Raw genomic sequence first — 19,006 nt, 5'->3', positions numbered from 1 at the left:
TGCAGCGCGGACAGACAAAACCATCGGGCCAGCGCAGCCGCTCAAGGAAGGCCAAACACGCCTCCTCGGTGGCAAACCAGTCAAGAAACTCGTTCCAGGTGCGGGGGTAGTCCTGGCCGGGAGAAGGCGCTAGTATCTGGGTTTCCATCCAGTGATTTTGGCATCACTGGAGCTAAGTGGATACCCCTTATTTAAACACAGTAAATTGCTTGCATAGAGTGCTGTGCTCCCAAGAGCGCTTACATAAGCCCGTTCTTCGCAGAGTGCGGTCTGCACCTTCAAGAATTCTGAAATCGAAGCCTGGCTGCTGTCACTCTGCTGACGTGCCACCCAGGGCATACCCTCATACGCCCACGGTCCAACTTGCCTACATTTCTTGTATGCAAGATTTGCTTTCAAGACAGCGTTGACCTGAAGGAGACATAGGCATGCCCCGGTTTTTCAAATCCCTGTTCGGCCAGGTCGTCCTGGCCGTGGTCCTTGGCGTCGTGGTGGGCCTTGTCTGGCCCGACACTGCGATTGCCCTCAAGCCCCTGGGCGATGGCTTCATCAAGCTGATCAAGATGCTGATCCCGCTGATCGTGTTCTGCGTGGTGGTGCATGGCATTGCGGGCACGGGGGACCTGAAGCGGGTGGGCCGGGTGGGGGTGAAGTCGCTGATCTACTTTGAGGTGGTGACCACCGTGGCGCTGGTGCTGGGGCTGGCGCTGGCCTTCATCTTTGAGCCCGGCGTGGGCATGAATGTGGACCCCAAGGCACTGGACCCCAAGGCCATGGGCGCCTACGTGGAGAACGCGGGCAAGCTCACGGGGGGTGGGTTTACCGACTTTCTGCTCAAGCTGATTCCCAACACGGCGGTCAGCGCGTTTGCCAATGGCGATGTGCTTCAGGTGCTGCTGTTCTCCATCGTGTTCGGCTGCGCGCTGGCGATGCTGGGTGAGCGCGGGGCGCGGGTCACGGTGCTGATCGAGGACCTTTCGCACGTGCTGTTCAAGACCATGGGCATCATCATCAAGCTGGCGCCGCTGGGCGTGCTGGGGGCCATTGCCTTCACGGTGGGCAAGTACGGCATCGGCTCGCTCAAGCAGCTGGGCATGCTGGTGGTGCTGTTCTATGCGGCGGTGGCGATCTTCGTGGCGGTGGTGCTGGGCACCATCATGCGGGTGTCGGGCTTCAGCCTGTTCAAGCTGCTGCGCTACCTGCGCGAGGAGCTGGCGGTGGTGTTTGCCACCACCTCGTCGGACAGCGTGCTGCCGCAGATCATGGCCAAGCTCAAGCACATGGGCATTCGCGATTCGACGGTGGGGCTGGTGATCCCCACGGGCTATTCGTTCAACCTGGACGCGTTTTCGATCTACATCACGCTGGCGGCGGTGTTCATTGCGCAGGCGACCAATACGCCGATCTCGATGGCGGACCTGCTGACCATTCTGGCGATCTCGCTGGTCACTTCCAAGGGCGCGCACGGGGTGCCAGGCTCGGCCATCGTGGTGCTGGCGGCCACGCTGCAGGCGATTCCGGCCATTCCGGCCATCGGGCTGGTGCTGGTGCTGTCGGTGGACTGGTTCATGGGCATTGCCCGCGCCCTGGGCAACCTGATCGGCAACTGCGTGGCCACGGTGGCGATTGCCGCGTGGGAGGGTGACATCGACCGCAGCCGTGCCCATGCGGTGCTGGACGGGCAGGACGTGGCGCCCATCGAGCCCGCCCCCGAGATGGCAGCGGCCCGAGTCACGCCACAATCGGCTGCATGAGCACCACCCCGACCAGCAGCCAGACCCAGATCGCCCAGCAGGTGGTCGAATCCATCCTGGCCCAGAAGCTCGCGCCCGGCGAGCGCCTGGGCGAGCAGGAGCTGGCCGATCTGTTCGGCGTGAGCCGCACCCTGGTGCGGGAGTCGCTGATGCAGCTGCAGGCGCGTGGCTTTGTCGAGGTGCGCCCGCGCCGGGGCTGGTATGTGGTGGAACCTTCGGTGGAGGACGCGCGCGATGCATTCTCGGCCCGGCGCATCATTGAGTCGGGCATCTTGGCCGACGCGGGGCGGCCGCTGCAGGCGGTGACGCCGCGGTTGCGCGCACACATTGCCGAGGAGCAGCAGGCCATCGAAGGAGCGGATGCAGCGACGCGCGCCTTTCTGCTGGCCGATTTTCACGTGTGCCTGGCCGAGAGCATGGGCCACCGCAGCCTGAGCGATATCCTGCGCGACCTGACGGCGCGCACCACGCTGGCGGCATCGCTCTACCAGTCGCGGCACGAGGCCAGCCAGTCGTGCGCCGAGCACGAATCGATTGTCGAAGCGCTGGAGGCCGGCGACACAGCCCTGGCGCGCGAGCGGCTGCTGGCGCACATCGGCCATGTGGAGGCGGCGCTGAACCCCGGCCAGCCGCTGGTGCGCGACCGGCTGCGCGATTCGCTGAGCCCGCTGGCGGGCACCCGCTCTGGCACTGACGGCTGAGCCGCCCTCCCCTTTCCCCCTTCTCTCATCGCCGCCCCGGCCGACAAGGCCCGGGCGGCTTTGTTTTGCGCGCACCGCAGGCACCCCGGGTAAACCCCAGGAATTTCCCGTCTGGATGGTGTTTTATTGCATCCTATTTTTGTATACAAATATAGGGTGCAAATTTCAACCAGGCCGCAGATGCCTGGAACCCGTCCTTTTCCACACGAGGAGACACCCGTGAATACAGCCGTCAGCAGTAGCAGCAGCACACCGTTAGCAGCCGCAGGCGCGCAGCCCGCCGGGCCGCACCATGGCAATGCCCTGATCAAGCCGGGCTACGACCCGCGCCTGACCAATGAGGACCTGGCGCCGCTGAAGCGCCAGACCTGGGGCCAGTACAACATCTTTGCGTTCTGGATGTCCGACGTGCACAGCGTGGGCGGGTACATCACGGCGGGCAGCCTGTTCGCGCTGGGCCTGTCGAGCTGGCAGGTGCTGGTGGCGCTGCTGGTGGGCATCGTGATCGTGCAGTTCTTCTGCAACCTGGTGGCCAAGCCCAGCCAGGTGACGGGCACGCCCTACCCGGTGATCTGCCGCGCGTCGTTCGGGGTGCTGGGGGCCAACATACCGGCCATCATCCGCGGGCTGATCGCGGTGGCGTGGTACGGCATTCAGACCTACCTGGCGTCGGGCGCATTCTTGCTGCTGGCGCTGCACTTCTTTCCCAACCTGGCGCCGTATGCCGATGTGGCGCAGCACGGCTTTGCCGGGCTGTCCACGCTGGGCTGGGTGGCGTTCATGGTGATGTGGGTGCTGCAGGCGCTGGTGTTCTGGCACGGCATGGAGGCGATACGCAAGTTCATCGACTGGGCGGGCCCGGCCGTGTACGTGGTGATGGCCGTGCTGTGCGGCTGGCTGGTGTGGAAGGCGGGCTGGAAGAACATCGACCTGAACCTGGGGGGCGTCAAGTTCCAGGGCTGGGATGCGCTGCCGGTGATGCTGTCGGCCATTGCGCTGGTGGTGAGCTATTTCAGCGGGCCGATGCTGAACTTTGGCGACTTCTCGCGCTATGGCAAGAGCTTTGACGCAGTGAAGAAGGGCAACTTCTGGGGCCTGCCGGTGAACTTCGTGTTCTTCTCGCTGCTGACGGTGGTGACCACGGCGGCCACGCTGCCGGTGTTTGGCGAGCTGATCACCGACCCGGTGCACACCGTGAGCAAGATCGACAGCACCACGGCCGTGGTGCTGGGCGCGCTGACCTTCATGATCGCCACGGTGGGCATCAACATCGTGGCCAACTTCGTGTCGCCGGCGTTCGACTTTTCCAACGTGGCGCCGCAGCACATCAGCTGGCGCACGGGCGGCATGATCGCGGCCGTGGGTTCGATCTTCATCACCCCCTGGAACCTGTATGCCAACCCCGAGGTGATCCACTACACGCTGGACGTGCTGGGCTCGTTCATCGGGCCGCTGTTCGGCATTCTGATCGCCGACTACTACATCGTGCGCCGCCAGCAGGTGGACGTGGATGCCCTCTACACCATGAGCAAGCACGGCGCCTACTGGTACAGCAAGGGCTACAACCCGCGCGCCGTGTGGACCATGGTCCCGTCGGCGCTGATCCCCATCCTGTGCGTGATCGTGCCCACCTTGCGGCCGGCCGCCAACTACGCCTGGTTCATCGGCATGGGCCTGGGCTTCGTCATCTACCTGGTGCTGAACCGCAAGAACTGAACTGAATGCAAGAAAGAGAGAGCTGAAGCCGTGCGCATCAAGATCATCAACCCCAACACCACCTGGAGCATGACCGAGAAGATCGGGGCCTGCGCGCGCGCCGTGGCGCGGCCGGGCACCGAGGTGGTGGCGGTGAGCCCCGCCATGGGCCCGGCCTCCATCGAGAGCCACTACGACGAGGCGCTGGCCGTGCCCGGCTTGCTGCAGGAGATTGCGGCCGGCGAGCGCGATGGGGTGGACGGCTATGTGATCGCCTGCTTTGGCGACCCGGGCCTGAAGCCCGCGCGCGAGCTGGCGCGCGGGCCGGTAGTGGGGATTGCGGAGGCGGCCATGCACATGGCCAGCATGGTGGGATCGCGCTTTTCGGTGGTGACCACCTTGGGCCGCACCATGGGCCAGGCCTGGCACCTGGCCGAGATCTACGGCATGCAGCGCTTTTGCGCCAACGTACGCGCCTGCGAGCTGCCGGTGCTGGAGCTGGAGGTGCCCGGATCGAACGCGCGCGAGCGCATCACCGACGAGTGCCGCCGCGCCCTGGCCGAGGACGGCTGCGACACCCTGGTGCTGGGCTGCGCCGGCATGGCCGACCTGTGCGAGCACATTTCACAAACCTTGGGTGTGCCGGTGATCGACGGGGTGGCGGCCGCTACGTCGATGGTGGAATCGCTGGTGCTGCTGGGCCTCTCCACCAGCAAGCACGGCGAGCTGGCGCGGCCCCTGCCCAAGGCCATGGCCGGGGCGCTGGCGGGGTTTGCGCTGCCACCGGTGGTGGTGGTGCCCCCGGTTCGCATACCCCGCGCGGCCTGAGGCCTGATCCGCGCTCGCGGGCGAATCACGCCACAATTGGACCCCATGCCCCGCGCCCGCACGAGCCCCAAAGCCCTTCCCGCCGACCTGGCACCAGACACCGAGCCCACGCCCGACACAGTGGCCGACGGGCGCCTGGCCTCCACCGAGAGCATTGCCCAGGACCTGGCCACCGCCATCGTCGAAAAGCGCCTGCCGCCGGGCACCTGGCTGCGCGAGGAGGCGCTGGGCCGCGTCTACACCGTGAGCCGCACCAAGATCCGCGCGGCGCTGGTGATGCTGTCCAAGGACAAGCTGATCGAGATCATCCCCGACAAGGGCGCCTTCGTGAGCCGGCCCAGTGTGCAGGAGGCGCGCGAGGTGTTCAGCGTGCGCCGCGTGCTGGAGGCCGAGGTGGTGCGCCTGTTCATCGCCAACGCCACGCCGGCCGACTACCAGATGCTGGAGCAGCACATCCGCTTCGAGCGGGCGGCGCTGCGCGAGAGCACCACTACTGGCCGGGTGCGCGAAAAGCTCTTGGGCGACTTCCACGTGGTGCTGGCCGAGGCGGCCGGCAACCAGACCCTGGCCCAGCTGGTGCGCGACCTGGTGGCACGCAGCTCGCTGATCGCCATGCTGTACGACTCGTCGAACGACCCGCACTGCTCGTCGGAGGAGCATGCGGACTTCCTGGCGCTGTGCAAGACCGGCGACGTGGCCGCCGCCGTGGCCAGCATGACGGAGCACCTGGAGCGCATCGAGGCGAACCTGGCGCTGGATACCGGGCGGCCGGATAGGCAACTGGACCTGGTCAAGGCATTGCTCGCCTGATCTCCCCCAACGACAACAGAGCTTGCCCTAGGGTTTACCGGGATAAGACCGTCACCATAACGTGTATACACTTTTTGTATGGATGGTTGTACACGGAAGATGGATACCGTCCCCCTATCCCCAACAATGAACCCCTGAAGGAGCCCTCCCATGTCCACCTCCGTGCACCCCGTGGATGAACAACTGCCCATAGGGCGCCTGGGGGCGCTGGGGCTGCAGCATGTGCTGGTGATGTATGCCGGGGCGGTGGCGGTGCCGCTGATCGTGGGCCGGGCGCTGAACCTCACGCCCGACCAGGTGGCCAAGCTGATCTCGGCCGACCTGTTCGTCTGCGGGCTGGTCACGCTGATCCAGGCGCTGGGGGCCACGCGCTGGTTCGGCATCCAGCTGCCGGTGATGATGGGGGTGACGTTCGCCTCGGTGGCGCCCATGGTGTCCATGGCGCAGAGCACGGGTGGCACGGCCGGGGCGGGGCTGATCTTCGGCTCGGTGATCGGGGCGGGGGTGATCTCGATCCTGATCGCGCCCATGGTCAGCCGCATGCTGCGCTTTTTTCCGCCGGTGGTCACGGGCACCATCATTGCGGTCATCGGCATCAGCCTGATGCGGGTGGGCATCAACTGGATCTTTGGCAACCCGGTGGGCCCCACGGCACCGAATGTGGTGAACCCCGAGCACATCAAGTGGCTGACCGAGGCGCAGTCGGCCGCGGGAGCCCCCGGCTCCTCGCTGCCGCCGGTGCCCAAGGGCTTTGCGGTGGTGCCCACGGTGCCCAACCCGCGCTATGCGGACTTGACGGGCGTGGGCATCTCGGCCCTGGTGCTGGTGTCCATTTTGCTCATCGCCAAGTTCGCCAAGGGCTTCATCGCCAATATCTCGGTGCTGCTGGGCATTGTGATCGGCGGCGTGGTGGCGGCGGCCATGGGGCTGATGACGTTCGACAAGGTGGGCAAGGCCGACTGGTTCGACCTGGTGCTGCCGTTCGAGATCGCACTGCCGGTGTTCGACCCCATCCTGATCTTGACGATGACGCTGGTGATGATCGTGGTGATGATCGAGTCGACCGGCATGTTCCTGGCGCTCGGGGACATGACGGACCGCAAGATCGAGCAGGACGACCTGACCCGCGGCCTGCGCACCGATGGCCTGGGCACGCTGCTGGGCGGTGTGTTCAACACCTTCCCGTACACCAGCTTCTCGCAGAACGTGGGCCTGGTTGCGGTGACGGGCGTGAAGAGCCGCTTTGTCTGCGTGGCCGGCGGCGTGATCCTCATCATCCTGGGCGTGCTGCCCAAGATGGCGGCGCTGGTGGAGTCGCTGCCCACCATGGTGCTGGGCGGCGCGGGGCTGGTGATGTTCGGCATGGTGGCGGCCACGGGCATCCGCATCCTGGGCGGGGTGGATTTCCGCAACAACCGCTTCAACGCGATGATCGTGGCGGTTTCCATCGGCGTGGGCATGATCCCGCTGATCGCGCCCAACTTCCGTCAGTGGATGCCGCATGCCATCCACCCGCTGATCGAGTCGGGCATTTTGCTGGCCTCCATCACCGCCGTGGCGCTCAATGTGTTTTTCAACGGTGCCCGGGGCGATACCTCGGCCGTCATCAACGCCGCCCGCCAGGCCGACGCGCACTGACCTGCCCCGCCCTCTTCCAAAAGGCCCCCGGCTGACCGCCGGGGGCCTTTTTTGCTTGGACGGGCAGCGGTCGCACAAAAACCCATGCAACATCGATGGAAAAGCAGGTACCTCCCGGGCGGGCTATTCCCCCTCTGGAGCGTGCCATAAGGCACGCTTTGCAGGCGCGTAACTTGCATCCGTGCACGCTGGCGTGCCGTGCAGTACGTTACATTGATTGCTGCTTTGCAAGGATTTCCATGCGTACCAAACTCAGCAAGATGTTGGCGGCGACCGGACTCGTGACCCTCGATCCGGAAGACCGCGCCCAGGACGACACGCCACCGGAGGCCTATTCCGAACCCGAGCCCGAACGGGAGCCGGAACCCGCGCCTGCGCCCGCTGCGGCCCCGCAGCCCATGCTCGCGCCCGAGCAAAGCGTGGTGGCCGAGCAGAAGGACTTTGCCGACCTGTACCGCGAGGCCAATGTGCCCGTGGTGGCCTACACGGCAGAAAAGCTGCTCAAGCTGATGGCCGGGCTGGAAAGCATGCCCATGGAAGTGCGCAAGCAGGCCGTGCGCGCCATGGACGAGGCCGACGACACATGGACGGTGGATGATTCCGTGCTGGACGCGCAACGCAAGGTGAAGGCGCTGGCCATTGCCAAGCAGAAAATCGCCCAGCAAGTGGCTTCCGCGCTGCAAAATGCGGACCGGGAGATCGCGGCCATCCAGGCCGAGGAGCAGGACAAGAGCACACAGGTGCGCAAGCAGATCGCAGAGCTGACGGCGCTGCTGGACCGCGGCGTGGCGCGTGCCGCGCAGCAGATGGCCGACGTGCGTGCGGCCGCCAGGACGAACCAGGAGGCGGGGGACAGGGAGTCGGCCCGGCTCGATGCGGAGATGAACCGCCTCGGCCAGATCGTCATCACGTTCTCCGGTGGTTCACCGATTCAAAAATAAATAACAGGAGTAGAGCAATGCAACTGACTGGTCTGGGCAAGGCGCTGATCGCGGTCATCGTCGTGGGGGCTGCCGGTTCCGTTCTGTGGAACATGGGCGGCAAGATGTGGGTACAGGACAAGCTGGGCAAGACCGAGGCCTCGCACGAAGTCGCCAGCCAAAGCAACGGCTCGGCGCCTGCCGTGGCCACCGGCAACACCAGCGCGCCCTCGGCTCCGGCAGCCGCCGCGCCCAAGGGCGGCGCCCTGGGTTCGCCCGGCAACCCGCTCAAGGTCAGCATCGTGAGCTTTCACGGCTATGCGCCGGCCCTGGTGGCCAACGGCAACAGCCTGAAGACGCAGCCGGGCTCGATCTTCCAGAAGGCCGGGGTGAACGTTGAGTTCATCATCCAGGACGACATCCCCACGCTGACCACCATCTTCGAGAGCAACACGGCGCAGTGCGCGTGGCGCACCTCGGACTTCTGGGCGCAGGAGCAGCCCAACCTGATCAGCACCAAGCTCGATGGCCGCGCCATCATGATCGTGGACAACACCCAGGGCGCCGACGCGGTGATCGCGCGCGACCCGGAGATCAAGCGTATCGAGGACCTGGTGGGCAAGAAGGTGGCGCTGCTCAAGTACACGCCCTCGCACGGCCTGTTCATCAACGCCATCAACAACTCCAGCCTGAGCGCCAAGCAAAAGGCCAATGTGCTGGACCGCGTGGTCTACATCAATGCCGACGAGGGCACGCCCGGCGTGCGCGCGGCCTTTGCTGCGGGCAGCGTGGACGCGGCCGTGCTGTGGGACCCGGACCTGTCGCTGGCCGTCAAGTCCACCCCCGGCGCGCGTGTGGTGTATTCCACCAAGGTGGCCACCAACCTGATCTACGACGTGATGGTCTGCAACCAGAAGCTGCTGCAGGACCCTGCCAACCAGCAGGCCTTCCAGGGCTTCGTCAAGGGCTGGATGGACGGCGTGACCGCCGCCCGCGCCAACCCGGCCGGTGCCGCCGAGGCGCTGGTGCGCACCGAGCCCTTCTTCGACCAGCTGGCCAAGAAGGAGGGCATGCCCTTCATCAGCAGCCTGTTCTCCAACCTGGTGTGGACGGGCCTGGACGACAACGCCCGCATTCTGGGCCTGGCGGGCGACACCAACCACTATGAGCGCGTGTACCGCGAGTTCGACGCGATCTACCGCGCCGCCGGCTCGCTGGCCAACCCGAACTCGCCCGTGGTCTCGCCGCAGAACTCGTTCGACTACCGCTTCATCAACGCCCTGCTCAAGGACAACCAGGCCGCGCGCGCCGCCGCCGCCAAGCCCGAGTTCACCTTCGACACGGCCGGCATGCAAAAGGCCGAGGCACGCCCCGCGGCGCTGACCAAGCCGGTGAGCGTGAACTTCCCCGTGGGCCAGGCCGAACTGACCAAGAAGGCGCAGGAGGTGATCGACACCCAGGTGGTGCCCTTCATCAACAGCAATGGCTCGGCGTATTTCGAGATCTCGGGCAACACCGACTCGACCGGCAGCGCGCAGGCCAACCAGCGCCTGTCCAAGGCGCGCGCCGATGCGGTGACCAAGTACGTGGTGACCCAGTGGGAGATTCCGGCCGCGCGCTTCAAGGTGGTGGGCAATGGCTCGAACAACCCGATCTGCAACGAAGCCAACCCCGCCGCGCTGGAAGTGGACCTGGACACCTGCCGCCAGATGAACCGCGCCACGCGCATCGCCGTGCTGGCCCGCTGAGGGAGCGGCAGCGATGGCGCATTTCTGGAACCCCAGCCATCCGATCGCGCCCCAGACCCAGCGCATGCTGGGCGTGGGGGCTGTGGTGGCGGTGCTGGTGGCCTGGGCGCTGCTGAGCGCGTCGGGCCTGGTCAGCTCCAACCGCCTGCCCGCCCCCTGGGAGGTGGCCACGGCCTTTTACCGCCTGGCCTGGGACCCCGTGCGCCAGGAGAGCCTGCTCTTGACCTCGGTGCTGTGGTCGGGCGGGCGCCTGGTGGTGGCCGGCATCTTGGTCATCTTGATCGGGCTGCCCATCGGCATCCTGATGGGGGCCTCGCCGCGCATCAATGCCACGCTGTCGCCGCTGATCGACCCGTTCCGCTCGGCGCCCATCGTGGCGCTGCTGCCCATCATGGTGATGTGGTTCGGCATTGGCGAGGAGATGAAGATCTTCTTCCTGTTCTCGGGCGCCGTGGTCTACCTGATTCCGCTGGTGCGCGACGCGATCCGCTCGGTGCCGCAGTCGTACTGGGTGAGCGCGCGCGACCTGGGCGCCACGCCGTGGGAGTGCATACGCCGCGCGGTGATCCCGATGGCCATGCCGCGCATCGTGGACGGCATCATCATCGCGGTGTCCGTCATGTGGACCTACATCACCGTGGCCGAGTACGTGAACGCCAAGGAGGGCCTGGGCCAGCTGATCCAGAACGCGCGCCGCTTCTCGGCCATGGACCAGGTGTTCGCGGGCATCATCACCATCATCGCGCTGGCGCTGATCACGCACCGGCTGATGACCTGGGCCAAGCGCAAGATGTTCCCGTGGGAAAGCACGGTGTGAGCGCCCGGAGAACCCTTACAACAACAAGCCAAGCATGACATCGAGCACTGTGAGCATTTCCATCCAGATGACCGGCATCGTGCAGGAGTACCCTGCCGCCAACGGCCGGGGCGTGCTGCGCGTGATCGACGGCATCGACCTGCACCTGGAGAACCCCAGCATCAACATGCTGCTGGGCCCCTCGGGCTGCGGAAAGTCCACGCTGATGCGCATGATGGGCGGGGTGCGCCCGTTCAATGTGAAGACGCCCACCCAGGGCCGGGTGGAGATCGATGGCAAGGAGTGCCTGGACCAGCACGACGATGCGGTGACCGTGTTCCAGCAGTACGCCAACCGGCCCGACCTGACGGTGTGGGACAACGTGGCCTTCCCCTTCACGCTCAAGCTCTGGAAGGGGCGCATCACCCAGGCCGAGGTGAAGGAGCGCGTGGACACCATCCTCGCCGCCGTGGGCCTGGCCGACAAGAAGGCCATGCGCCCGGCGCAGCTCTCGGGCGGGCAGAACCAGCGCGTGGCGCTGGCACGCGCGCTGGTGCTGCAACCGCGCATTCTGCTGATGGACGAACCCTTCGGCGCACTGGACCCGCAGACGCGCGAGGAGATGCAGCGCCTGCTGCTGGCGCTGTGCAAGGCCAACCCCTGCCTGGTGGTGTTTGTCACGCACGACGTGAGCGAAGCACTGGCCCTGGGGGACCGGGTGATCGTGCTCTCGCCCCAGCCGGCCAGGATTGCCGATGACTTCATGATCCATGCCGAGCACCCGCGCTCGGAGGCGTGGGCGCGCTCGACCGAGACGCTGCGCATGCAGGACCGCATCCTCACGTCGCTGCGCGACGCCAAGGGCCATGGCCAGATCACGCTGAGCGTATGAAATTCGACCCGGGCGAGCGGGAAGAGCCCCCGTACATCCAGGAGTTCTTGACCAGCAAGTGGAATGTGACGGCCTCGCTGGGCGCGGCCGCGCTGGCGGTGCTGGCCTCCTTCCCCTACGGGCTGCCGGGTTTCATCTTCGTGGGCACGGCGTATGCGGCCGTGGAGGGGCTGGCGCTGCTGTATGTGCCGGGCATGTCCACCTTCCGCTACAGCGTGCGCCGCAAGTACGCCGCGATGCGCTACCAAGCGCAGGTGGACAGCCTGCTCAAGGAACTGGGCGACCGCAATGAGTGCGACCCCAGCTCCAAGCGCATGCGCGTGTACCTGCAGACGCTGGACCGCATCGACGCGCTGGAGCGCATGGTCAAGGCCCGCACCTGCGCGCTGAGCGTGGAGGACATCGACCGCCTCAAAGACGTGACGCGCGACTACCTGGCGCGCTGGCTGGCCATCGTGAGCGCCAACGAACGCCAGAGCCAGCTGAGCAAGCGCGAGATCGCCGACCGCCTGCGCAGCGTGGAAGAACAGCTGGAAGCGACCACCGGCGAGCGTGAGCGCCGCCAGTTGCTGCAGGCGCGCAAGGACTACCAGCGCCTGCTGGAAAGCAGCAGCCGCCTGAGCAGCCGCATGTTCGCCATCGAGGCGGCCATGGTGTCCATGCCGGACATCATCGAAGAGGTGTTCCAGCAGGCCGTGTCCATGCCCATGGCCAGCGATGCCTCGGCCCGGCTGCGCGAGAGCGTGGACCGCCTGGCCATCGAAGAGAACCTGGAAGCCGATATCAGCGAGGAGCTGGACACCATCGGCGTGCATGTGCCCAGCCCTGCCGCAGCCAAGGCCAACGCCGCACCAGCGGCACCCCGCCCCGTTGCCCAATCCGTGAAATGAGGCCCCGATGACCACCACCGTACAGAAGTCCCATTTGCAGACCCTTGTCGATTTCGACGAGTACACGCGCCTGATGGAGGCATCGCTCAAGGCCGCCATCGTGTCCGACGAGCCGGGCAAGCTGGTGCGCTTCTTCGCGCGCTACATCGCCTGGAACGGCTACTTCGGCTGCAGCGTGGCCTCGCTGGCTGGCAAGATCGGCTGCGCGCGCCATTTGTTCACCGACCCGGCCGAACCGTTTCTGCCCGCGGCCGACCGCAACGTGCTGGTGGCCAGCTACATCTTCGACGCGGCGCGCGACGAGTTCGACGACCACTCCACCCGCGCCCGCGACCCGCACCGCAGCCTGGCGCAGGCCTTCCTCAAGGGCATCGTGCAGACCACCATGCCCGGCGCCGACATGGCCACGGTGAACGCGCTGGCGGCCGAGCCGGCCTGGCTCAAGGTGCTGAACCAGGGCGTGCTGAGCGGCTACGGCGGTGGGCAGCCGGACACGCTGGACGCCATCTTTCACGCCATGGGCTACCACCTGGGCAGCGAGCTGCTGGCCGACCGCGAGTTCACCGTGATCGGCGCCACGCTGCGCGAGGCCGGCGGCAACCTGGCCGAGCGCCTGTTCCACACCGAGGTGGACATCGGCGGCACGAAGCACAAGGCCTTGTCGTGGGTGGGCATCCACTCGGGCGAAGGCGGTGCCGTGGAGGCCGACCATTTCGAGTGGGCCACCCAGGGCGTGAACGCCGCCTTTGCGTACATCCCCCCCGTCCAGCACGCCGCCATGCTGGCCCAGGTGGAGCAGGGCTTTGTCGCCTTTGCCCAGGACCACCGCACCTTCTTCGACAACGTCAACATCAGCTAAGCAAGGAACCTGCACCATGGCTTCTTCCAACTTCCTCGGCCGCCTGAGCAACCTGTTCACCGGCTTTCTCTCGCTGTTCGTCTCGGGCATCGAGAAGAACAATCCCGAGATCGCGTACGAGAACTCGATCAACAGCATGAAGGCCAACTACGACCGCCTGAAGAAGGCGGCGGGCGCCATCATCCGCCAGCGCGACGACGTGACCACACGCCTGCACAACGCCAAGCAAAAGCAGGCCCAGCTCGAAGCCAACCTGCAGCAGGCCATGGACACCAACCAGGACGACCTGGCCGTGAGCATCCTGCAGATGAAGAACGACAACGACCAGGCGGTGACCGAGCTCACGGCCGAGGCCGAAACGGCCATGGCCGAGGCCGAGAAGATCAAGGATGCGCTGCTGGAAATGAAGAGCGAGATCAAGCGCGTGGAAGACGAGCGCGACCGCAACCTGGCCAAGCTGGCCGGTGCCAAGGCCAAGATCCAGATCCACAGCCAGCTCGAAGGCCTGTCGGTGGACGCCGAGATCCGCGCGCTGGACAACGTGCGTGGCCACATCGCCAACGTGATCTCCGAAGCCAACCTGGGCGACGAACTGCGCGGCGCCGACCTGGACGTGCGCATGAAAGGCCTGCAAAAGGGCGCCTCGCGTGCCACGGCCGAGGCGCAATTGGCGCAGCTCAAGGCGGCCCGCGCACAGGGCGCTGGCGCCAAGCAGATGTAACCAGCCTGCCGTCGCCCAAGGAAACCCGTGAGCACACCTACCCCCTCCCCAGTGCCCGCCACGCCGGCCTGGGTCGACACCGTGCGCCGGCGCTACCTGGGCGGCGATGCCTCGGTCTTCGTGCTGTACCGCAACATCTACGACCGCATCCTGCTCGATGGCAAGTTTGTGGAGCTGGAGCAGTACCTGTTCCGCTCGCTGCTGGAAGGCAAGAAGAAGCGCGTGCTCTCGCACAGCATCGCCTCGGGCACGCAGGCGCTGGCGGGCCGGGCCTTCGACGCCGAGGTGGAGCCGCTCGACGGGATCGAGCAAGCACTGATGCACGAGAGCGGCACGGCGGTGGTGATCCACTACGCGGGCTCGCTGTTCCCCGCGGGCGACCCGGGCATGATGACCATGCACGACCGCCAGGCGATCGCCAAGCTGCACCGCTGGTCGCTGAGCCCGCAGATCGGCGACAGCGACAACGTGGTGTTCCTGCTGGTCGAATCGCTGACCGAGCTCAACGCGCAGATCCTGTCGAACCCGCGCATCGCCACCGTCGAGATCCCCATGCCCGGCCAGGCCGAGCGCGAGACCACGATCCGCATGGCCGACAGCTCGCTGCACGCCGACCAGGTGACGCGGCTGGCGCAGCAGGCCTCGGGCCTGCGCCTGGTGCAGCTGTTTGGCCTGCTGGGCAACGACAGCAACACGCAGGCGCCCAACGATGCCGAGCGCGAGGCCCTGATCAAGGAGCTGATCGCCGGCACCGAGGACGCCGAGGCGCGCGCCAAGCAGCTCACCAAGCTGACCAGCGGCCAGACCAACGAGCAGATACGCCACCTGCTGCAGCCGGGCAGCAAGGCGCCGGCCAAGGGCAATGCCTTCGAGGAGATCGCGGCGCTGCTGCGCACGCGCAAGCGCGAACTGGTGACTCAGGAGTGCTTTGGCCTGATCGAGTTCGTCGAGCCGAAATTCGGTCTCGAAGGCGTGGGCGGCATGACCATGGTCAAGGCCGAGCTGGCTGCCATTGCCGCCGCCGTGCGCTCGGGCAACGTGGCACGCATCCCCATGGGCATTCTGGTCGTGGGGCCCATGGGCTCGGGCAAGACCTTCGTCACCAAGGCCTTCGTGCGCGAGGCCGGCATACCGGCGGTGATGCTCAAGAACATCCGCTCCAAGTGGGTGGGCGCGACCGAGAGCAACCTGGAGAAGGTGCTGGCCATGGTCAAGGCCATGGGGCCCATCGCCCTCATCATCGACGAGGGCGACCGCAGCCTGGGCGGTGAGGGTGACGAGGATGGCGGCACGTCGTCGCGCGTGACGGCGCGGCTCAAGGAGTTCATGTCGGACACCGACAACCGCGGCCAGGTGCTGTTCATCATGATGACCAACCGGCCCGACAAGCTCGACGCCGACATGAAGCGGCCCGGCCGCTTCGACACCAAGATACCGCTGTTCTTCCCCGAGAACGGGGCCGAGCGCGCGAACATCGTGCGCGTGATCCTCAAGCGCTTTGGCAAGGCCGTGGAGCCGCTGTCCCAGCAGGAGCAGGACGATGGCGCCGATGAAGCCTGGATGGAGGCCGCGCTCGAAGACACCGAGTTCTCCAACGCCGAGCTGGAGGCGCTGACGCTGCTGTCCATCGACCTGGCCGAGCGCGGCGATGGCCGGCTCACGCGCGAGGTGTTTTTGCAGGCCGCCGTGGACTACATGCCCACGCGCGACACGCTGATGATCGAGTACATGGAGCTGCTCGCCATCTCCGAGGCATCGCGCCGCAGCCTGCTGCCCGAGAAGTTCAAGCACCGCACCACCGACGAGCTGCACGCCGAGATGAAGCGCGTGCGCGCCCAGCTGCGGCTGTAGCCCAGCAAGGACAGGGCCAGCACCCGGAACAAAAAGGCAGGGCTGCCCCAACCTGGAAGCCGGTACTGGCTTTCTGAAAAGGAAGACAATCCGGCTATCGCAGTCCCCGGGGGTACCATCCTTCCCCCGCCGACCGAGGCTTCTGGCCTCCCGCCTCGCCAGCCCCACCAGGGCGCGGCAGGCCCCTCCCCTGCCGCCATGCCACCCATGGAATCAGGGTTGGACTCCATGCAATCAACGTGGGCTTGTTGACACTATTTTCGGGGTCGCGAAGGCCCTTGCCGGCGTGCCAATCTAGGCGCGCGACGCAGCGTGTGCTCTTGCACACGCAAGGAGCGCAACGACGAGTGGCGCGCCGGCAAGGGCCTTCCCTTCGGGTTGCCCGACCTGGGGGCCGTCTGCGGCGTTGCCCGCGCTTGCAAGGTGCCTACCTTGCTGCGCACGGGCGCCTTGCATCCTGCCCCCAGGCCGGGCAACGCGATCCCCGAAAATAGTGTCAACAAGCCCGAACCCTCACTCCCATCGCCTTCGCCATGGAGTAAGCTCATTTTCGGCATTTGCTGAGAATCTCCTGCAGGATTTCCGTATGACACAGAACCTTTCCGCTGCCGAAGAGGCATTGCGCGACGCCGCCCGTGAATACCACCGCAACCCCAGCCGGGGCAAGATTGCGGTCACCCCGACCAAGCCGCTGTCCAACCAGCGCGATCTGTCGCTGGCCTATTCGCCCGGCGTGGCCTACCCCTGCCTGGACATCCAGGCCGACCCCTCCAAGGCCTTCGACTTCACCTCGCGCGGCAACCTGGTCGGCGTGGTGACCAACGGCACGGCCGTGCTGGGCCTGGGCGACATCGGCCCGCTGGCCAGCAAGCCGGTGATGGAGGGCAAGGGCTGCCTGTTCAAGAAGTTCGCGGGCGTGGACGTGTTCGACATCGAGCTGGCCGAGCGCGACCCCGACAAGCTGGTCGAGATCATCGCCTCGCTGGAGCCCACGCTGGGCGGCATCAACCTTGAGGACATCAAGGCGCCCGAATGCTTCTACATCGAGAAGAAGTTGTCGGAGCGGCTGAACATTCCGGTCTTCCACGACGACCAGCACGGCACGGCCATCATCTCCAGCGCCGCGCTGCTCAACGGCCTGGAACTGGTGGGCAAGGAGATCGGCGCGGTGAAGATCGCCGTGTCGGGCGCGGGCGCCGCGGCCATTGCCTGCGTGGACGTGATGGTGGGCCTGGGCGTGAAGCGCGAGAACGTCTACATGGTCGACTCCAAGGGCGTGATCTACGACGGCCGCCCCGGCGGGCTCGATGCCTCCAAGCAGCGCTATGCGCAAAAGACCGAGGCTCGCACCCTGGCCGACGTGGTCAACGGTGCCGACGTGTTCCTGGGCTGCTCGGCAGCAGGCGTGCTCACGGCCGAGATGGTCAAGACCATGGGCACCAAGCCCATCATCCTGGCGCTGGCCAACCCCGAACCCGAGATCCGCCCCGAGCTGGCCAAGGCCGTGCGGCCGGACTGCATCATCGCCACGGGCCGCTCGGACTACCCGAACCAGGTCAACAACGTCCTGTGCTTCCCCTACATCTTCCGCGGCGCGCTGGACTGCGGCGCGACCAAGATCACCGAAGCCATGAAGCTGGCCTGCGTGCGCGAGATCGCAGACCTGGCCAAGGCCGACGTGAGCGAGGAAGTGGCCAGCGCCTATGCCGGCAAGGAGCTGACCTTCGGCCCCGACTACCTGATCCCCACGCCCTTCGACTCGCGCCTGATCCTGAAGATCGCGCCCGCCGTGGCCAAGGCGGCCGAGGCATCGGGCGTGGCCACGCGCCCCATCACCGACATGGAGGCCTACAAGGAGGCCCTGTCGCGCTTCGTCTACCAGACCGGCATGCTGATGCGCCCGGTGATCACCGCGGCCAAGTCCCTGCCCGAAGGCAGCAAGCGCGTGGCCTACGCCGATGGCGAAGACGAGCGCGCGCTGCGTGCCGCGCAGATGGCCATCGACGACAAGATCGCCCAGCCCATCCTCATCGGCCGCCCCGCCGTGATCGCTGCCCGCATCGAGAAGGCCGGCCTGCGCATGCAGTTGGGCAAGGACGTGGAGGTGTGCAACCCCGAGGACGATCCGCGCTTCCGCCAGTACTGGGAGCACTACCACGGCCTCATGAAGCGCGACGGCGCCACGCCCGAAGTGGCCAAGGCGGCCGTGCGCCGCTCCAACACCATCATCGCTTCGCTGATGGTGGCGCTGGGCGATGCCGACGCCATGATCTGCGGCCTGGTGGGTACGTATGAGACCCATCTGGAGCGCATCCACAGCATCCTGGGCCGCCAGGAGGGCGTGAACGACTACGCCGCGCTCAACGCGCTGATGACCAACCGCGGCACGCTGTTCATCGCCGACACGTACGTGAACGAAAACCCCACGGCGCAGCAACTGGCCGACATCGCCTGGATGTCGGTGCAGGAGGTGCAGCACTTCGGCGTGCCGGCCAAGGTGGCCTTCCTGTCGCACTCGAGCTACGGCTCGTCCAAGCGCCCCTCGGCGCGCAAGATGCGCGAGGCGCGCGACCTGTTCGTGGCCGCCCACCCCGAGATCGAGTGCGATGGCGAACTGCACGGCGACGCCGCGCTGGAGCCCAACATCCGCAATGCCTACATGGCGGATTCCACGCTCACCGACTCGGCCAACCTGCTGATCTGCCCCAACCTGGATGCAGCCAACATCCTGTACAACGTGCTCAAGACCACGACCAGCGGCGGTGTGACCGTGGGCCCCATCCTGATGGGCGGTGCCGCCACGGCCTACATCCTGACCCCTGCGGCCACGGTGCGCCGGGTGTTCAACATGACCGCGCTGGCCGTTGCCAGTGCGGCCACGCGCAAGCGCTGATCTGCATCGG

The 19,006-nt window shown here is 66.3% G+C and carries 16 protein-coding genes; 15 read left to right on the top strand and 1 reads right to left on the bottom strand.

Annotated elements, in window-relative coordinates; all coding sequences use genetic code 11:
- The coding region (locus AC07X5_RS29325) for a transposase family protein (RefSeq protein ID WP_494773008.1) at nucleotides 1-148 on the bottom strand (148 nt) is incomplete at its 3' end.
- 280 nt (nucleotides 149-428) lie between these two features.
- Here AC07X5_RS29325 and AC07X5_RS29320 point away from each other — a divergent pair.
- The 15 genes from AC07X5_RS29320 to AC07X5_RS29250 all read left to right on the top strand — a co-directional run bounded on the left by AC07X5_RS29320 (nucleotide 429) and on the right by AC07X5_RS29250 (nucleotide 18,996).
- Complete coding sequence (locus tag AC07X5_RS29320; protein ID WP_494773003.1) at nucleotides 429-1,754, top strand: C4-dicarboxylate transporter DctA; 1,326 nt, start codon at nucleotides 429-431, stop codon at nucleotides 1,752-1,754.
- Nucleotides 1,751-2,455, top strand: a complete 705-nt coding sequence (locus AC07X5_RS29315; RefSeq protein ID WP_494773002.1) for a GntR family transcriptional regulator — start codon at nucleotides 1,751-1,753, stop codon at nucleotides 2,453-2,455. The genes AC07X5_RS29320 and AC07X5_RS29315 overlap by 4 nt, the downstream gene beginning before the upstream one ends.
- Before the next feature lie 219 nt (nucleotides 2,456-2,674).
- On the top strand, nucleotides 2,675-4,171 hold the full coding sequence (locus AC07X5_RS29310) for an NCS1 family nucleobase:cation symporter-1 (protein ID WP_494773001.1): 1,497 nt from the start codon (nucleotides 2,675-2,677) through the stop codon (nucleotides 4,169-4,171).
- 30 nt (nucleotides 4,172-4,201) lie between these two features.
- Nucleotides 4,202-4,978, top strand: coding sequence for an aspartate/glutamate racemase family protein (locus tag AC07X5_RS29305; protein WP_494773000.1), 777 nt, complete (start codon nucleotides 4,202-4,204; stop codon nucleotides 4,976-4,978).
- Nucleotides 4,979-5,023: 45 nt separating this feature from the next.
- On the top strand, nucleotides 5,024-5,788 hold the full coding sequence (locus AC07X5_RS29300) for a GntR family transcriptional regulator (protein ID WP_409961487.1): 765 nt from the start codon (nucleotides 5,024-5,026) through the stop codon (nucleotides 5,786-5,788).
- Between the two features lie 150 nt (nucleotides 5,789-5,938).
- On the top strand, nucleotides 5,939-7,426 hold the full coding sequence (locus tag AC07X5_RS29295; protein WP_494772999.1) for a nucleobase:cation symporter-2 family protein: 1,488 nt from the start codon (nucleotides 5,939-5,941) through the stop codon (nucleotides 7,424-7,426).
- Nucleotides 7,427-7,665: 239 nt separating this feature from the next.
- Nucleotides 7,666-8,367: a hypothetical protein gene (locus AC07X5_RS29290; RefSeq protein ID WP_494772998.1), complete on the top strand. Its 702-nt coding sequence runs from the start codon at nucleotides 7,666-7,668 to the stop codon at nucleotides 8,365-8,367.
- 17 nt (nucleotides 8,368-8,384) lie between these two features.
- Complete coding sequence (locus tag AC07X5_RS29285; protein ID WP_494772997.1) at nucleotides 8,385-10,094, top strand: phosphate ABC transporter substrate-binding/OmpA family protein; 1,710 nt, start codon at nucleotides 8,385-8,387, stop codon at nucleotides 10,092-10,094.
- Between the two features lie 13 nt (nucleotides 10,095-10,107).
- On the top strand, nucleotides 10,108-10,911 hold the full coding sequence (locus AC07X5_RS29280; protein WP_494772996.1) for an ABC transporter permease: 804 nt from the start codon (nucleotides 10,108-10,110) through the stop codon (nucleotides 10,909-10,911).
- 34 nt (nucleotides 10,912-10,945) lie between these two features.
- The gene (locus AC07X5_RS29275; protein ID WP_494772995.1) at nucleotides 10,946-11,782 is read left to right on the top strand and encodes an ABC transporter ATP-binding protein; all 837 of its coding nucleotides are present in this window, start codon (nucleotides 10,946-10,948) and stop codon (nucleotides 11,780-11,782) included.
- Entirely contained in the window at nucleotides 11,779-12,672 is an 894-nt protein-coding gene (locus tag AC07X5_RS29270; protein ID WP_494772994.1) for a hypothetical protein, read from the top strand. Before AC07X5_RS29275 ends, AC07X5_RS29270 begins: the two co-directional genes overlap by 4 nt.
- A gap of 7 nt (nucleotides 12,673-12,679) precedes the next feature.
- A complete protein-coding gene (locus tag AC07X5_RS29265) occupies nucleotides 12,680-13,531 on the top strand; it encodes a hypothetical protein (RefSeq protein ID WP_494772993.1) in 852 nt (283 codons plus the stop codon).
- 16 nt (nucleotides 13,532-13,547) lie between these two features.
- Nucleotides 13,548-14,252 carry a PspA/IM30 family protein gene (locus AC07X5_RS29260; protein WP_494772992.1) on the top strand — a complete coding sequence of 235 codons (705 nt, stop codon included), beginning with the start codon at nucleotides 13,548-13,550 and terminating at the stop codon, nucleotides 14,250-14,252.
- A gap of 27 nt (nucleotides 14,253-14,279) precedes the next feature.
- Entirely contained in the window at nucleotides 14,280-16,103 is a 1,824-nt protein-coding gene (locus tag AC07X5_RS29255) for an ATP-binding protein (protein WP_494772991.1), read from the top strand.
- A gap of 586 nt (nucleotides 16,104-16,689) precedes the next feature.
- A complete protein-coding gene (locus AC07X5_RS29250; protein WP_494772990.1) occupies nucleotides 16,690-18,996 on the top strand; it encodes an NADP-dependent malic enzyme in 2,307 nt (768 codons plus the stop codon).
- The last annotated feature ends 10 nt before the right edge of the window (nucleotides 18,997-19,006 follow it).

The organism is Acidovorax sp. GW458-11-26-14-TSB4 (assembly GCF_059423865.1).
Note: the sequence above shows the minus strand (reverse complement) of the source record. Positions and strands in the feature narration are given on the sequence as shown.

Coding starts and splice junctions, on each gene's coding strand:
- AC07X5_RS29320 (WP_494773003.1), top strand. CDS start 429: ATGCCCCGGTTTTTCAAATCCCTGTTCGGCCAGGTCGTCCTGGCCGTG.
- AC07X5_RS29315 (WP_494773002.1), top strand. CDS start 1,751: ATGAGCACCACCCCGACCAGCAGCCAGACCCAGATCGCCCAGCAGGTG.
- AC07X5_RS29300 (WP_409961487.1), top strand. CDS start 5,024: ATGCCCCGCGCCCGCACGAGCCCCAAAGCCCTTCCCGCCGACCTGGCA.
- AC07X5_RS29295 (WP_494772999.1), top strand. CDS start 5,939: ATGTCCACCTCCGTGCACCCCGTGGATGAACAACTGCCCATAGGGCGC.
- AC07X5_RS29290 (WP_494772998.1), top strand. CDS start 7,666: ATGCGTACCAAACTCAGCAAGATGTTGGCGGCGACCGGACTCGTGACC.
- AC07X5_RS29285 (WP_494772997.1), top strand. CDS start 8,385: ATGCAACTGACTGGTCTGGGCAAGGCGCTGATCGCGGTCATCGTCGTG.
- AC07X5_RS29280 (WP_494772996.1), top strand. CDS start 10,108: ATGGCGCATTTCTGGAACCCCAGCCATCCGATCGCGCCCCAGACCCAG.
- AC07X5_RS29275 (WP_494772995.1), top strand. CDS start 10,946: ATGACATCGAGCACTGTGAGCATTTCCATCCAGATGACCGGCATCGTG.
- AC07X5_RS29270 (WP_494772994.1), top strand. CDS start 11,779: ATGAAATTCGACCCGGGCGAGCGGGAAGAGCCCCCGTACATCCAGGAG.
- AC07X5_RS29265 (WP_494772993.1), top strand. CDS start 12,680: ATGACCACCACCGTACAGAAGTCCCATTTGCAGACCCTTGTCGATTTC.
- AC07X5_RS29260 (WP_494772992.1), top strand. CDS start 13,548: ATGGCTTCTTCCAACTTCCTCGGCCGCCTGAGCAACCTGTTCACCGGC.
- AC07X5_RS29250 (WP_494772990.1), top strand. CDS start 16,690: ATGACACAGAACCTTTCCGCTGCCGAAGAGGCATTGCGCGACGCCGCC.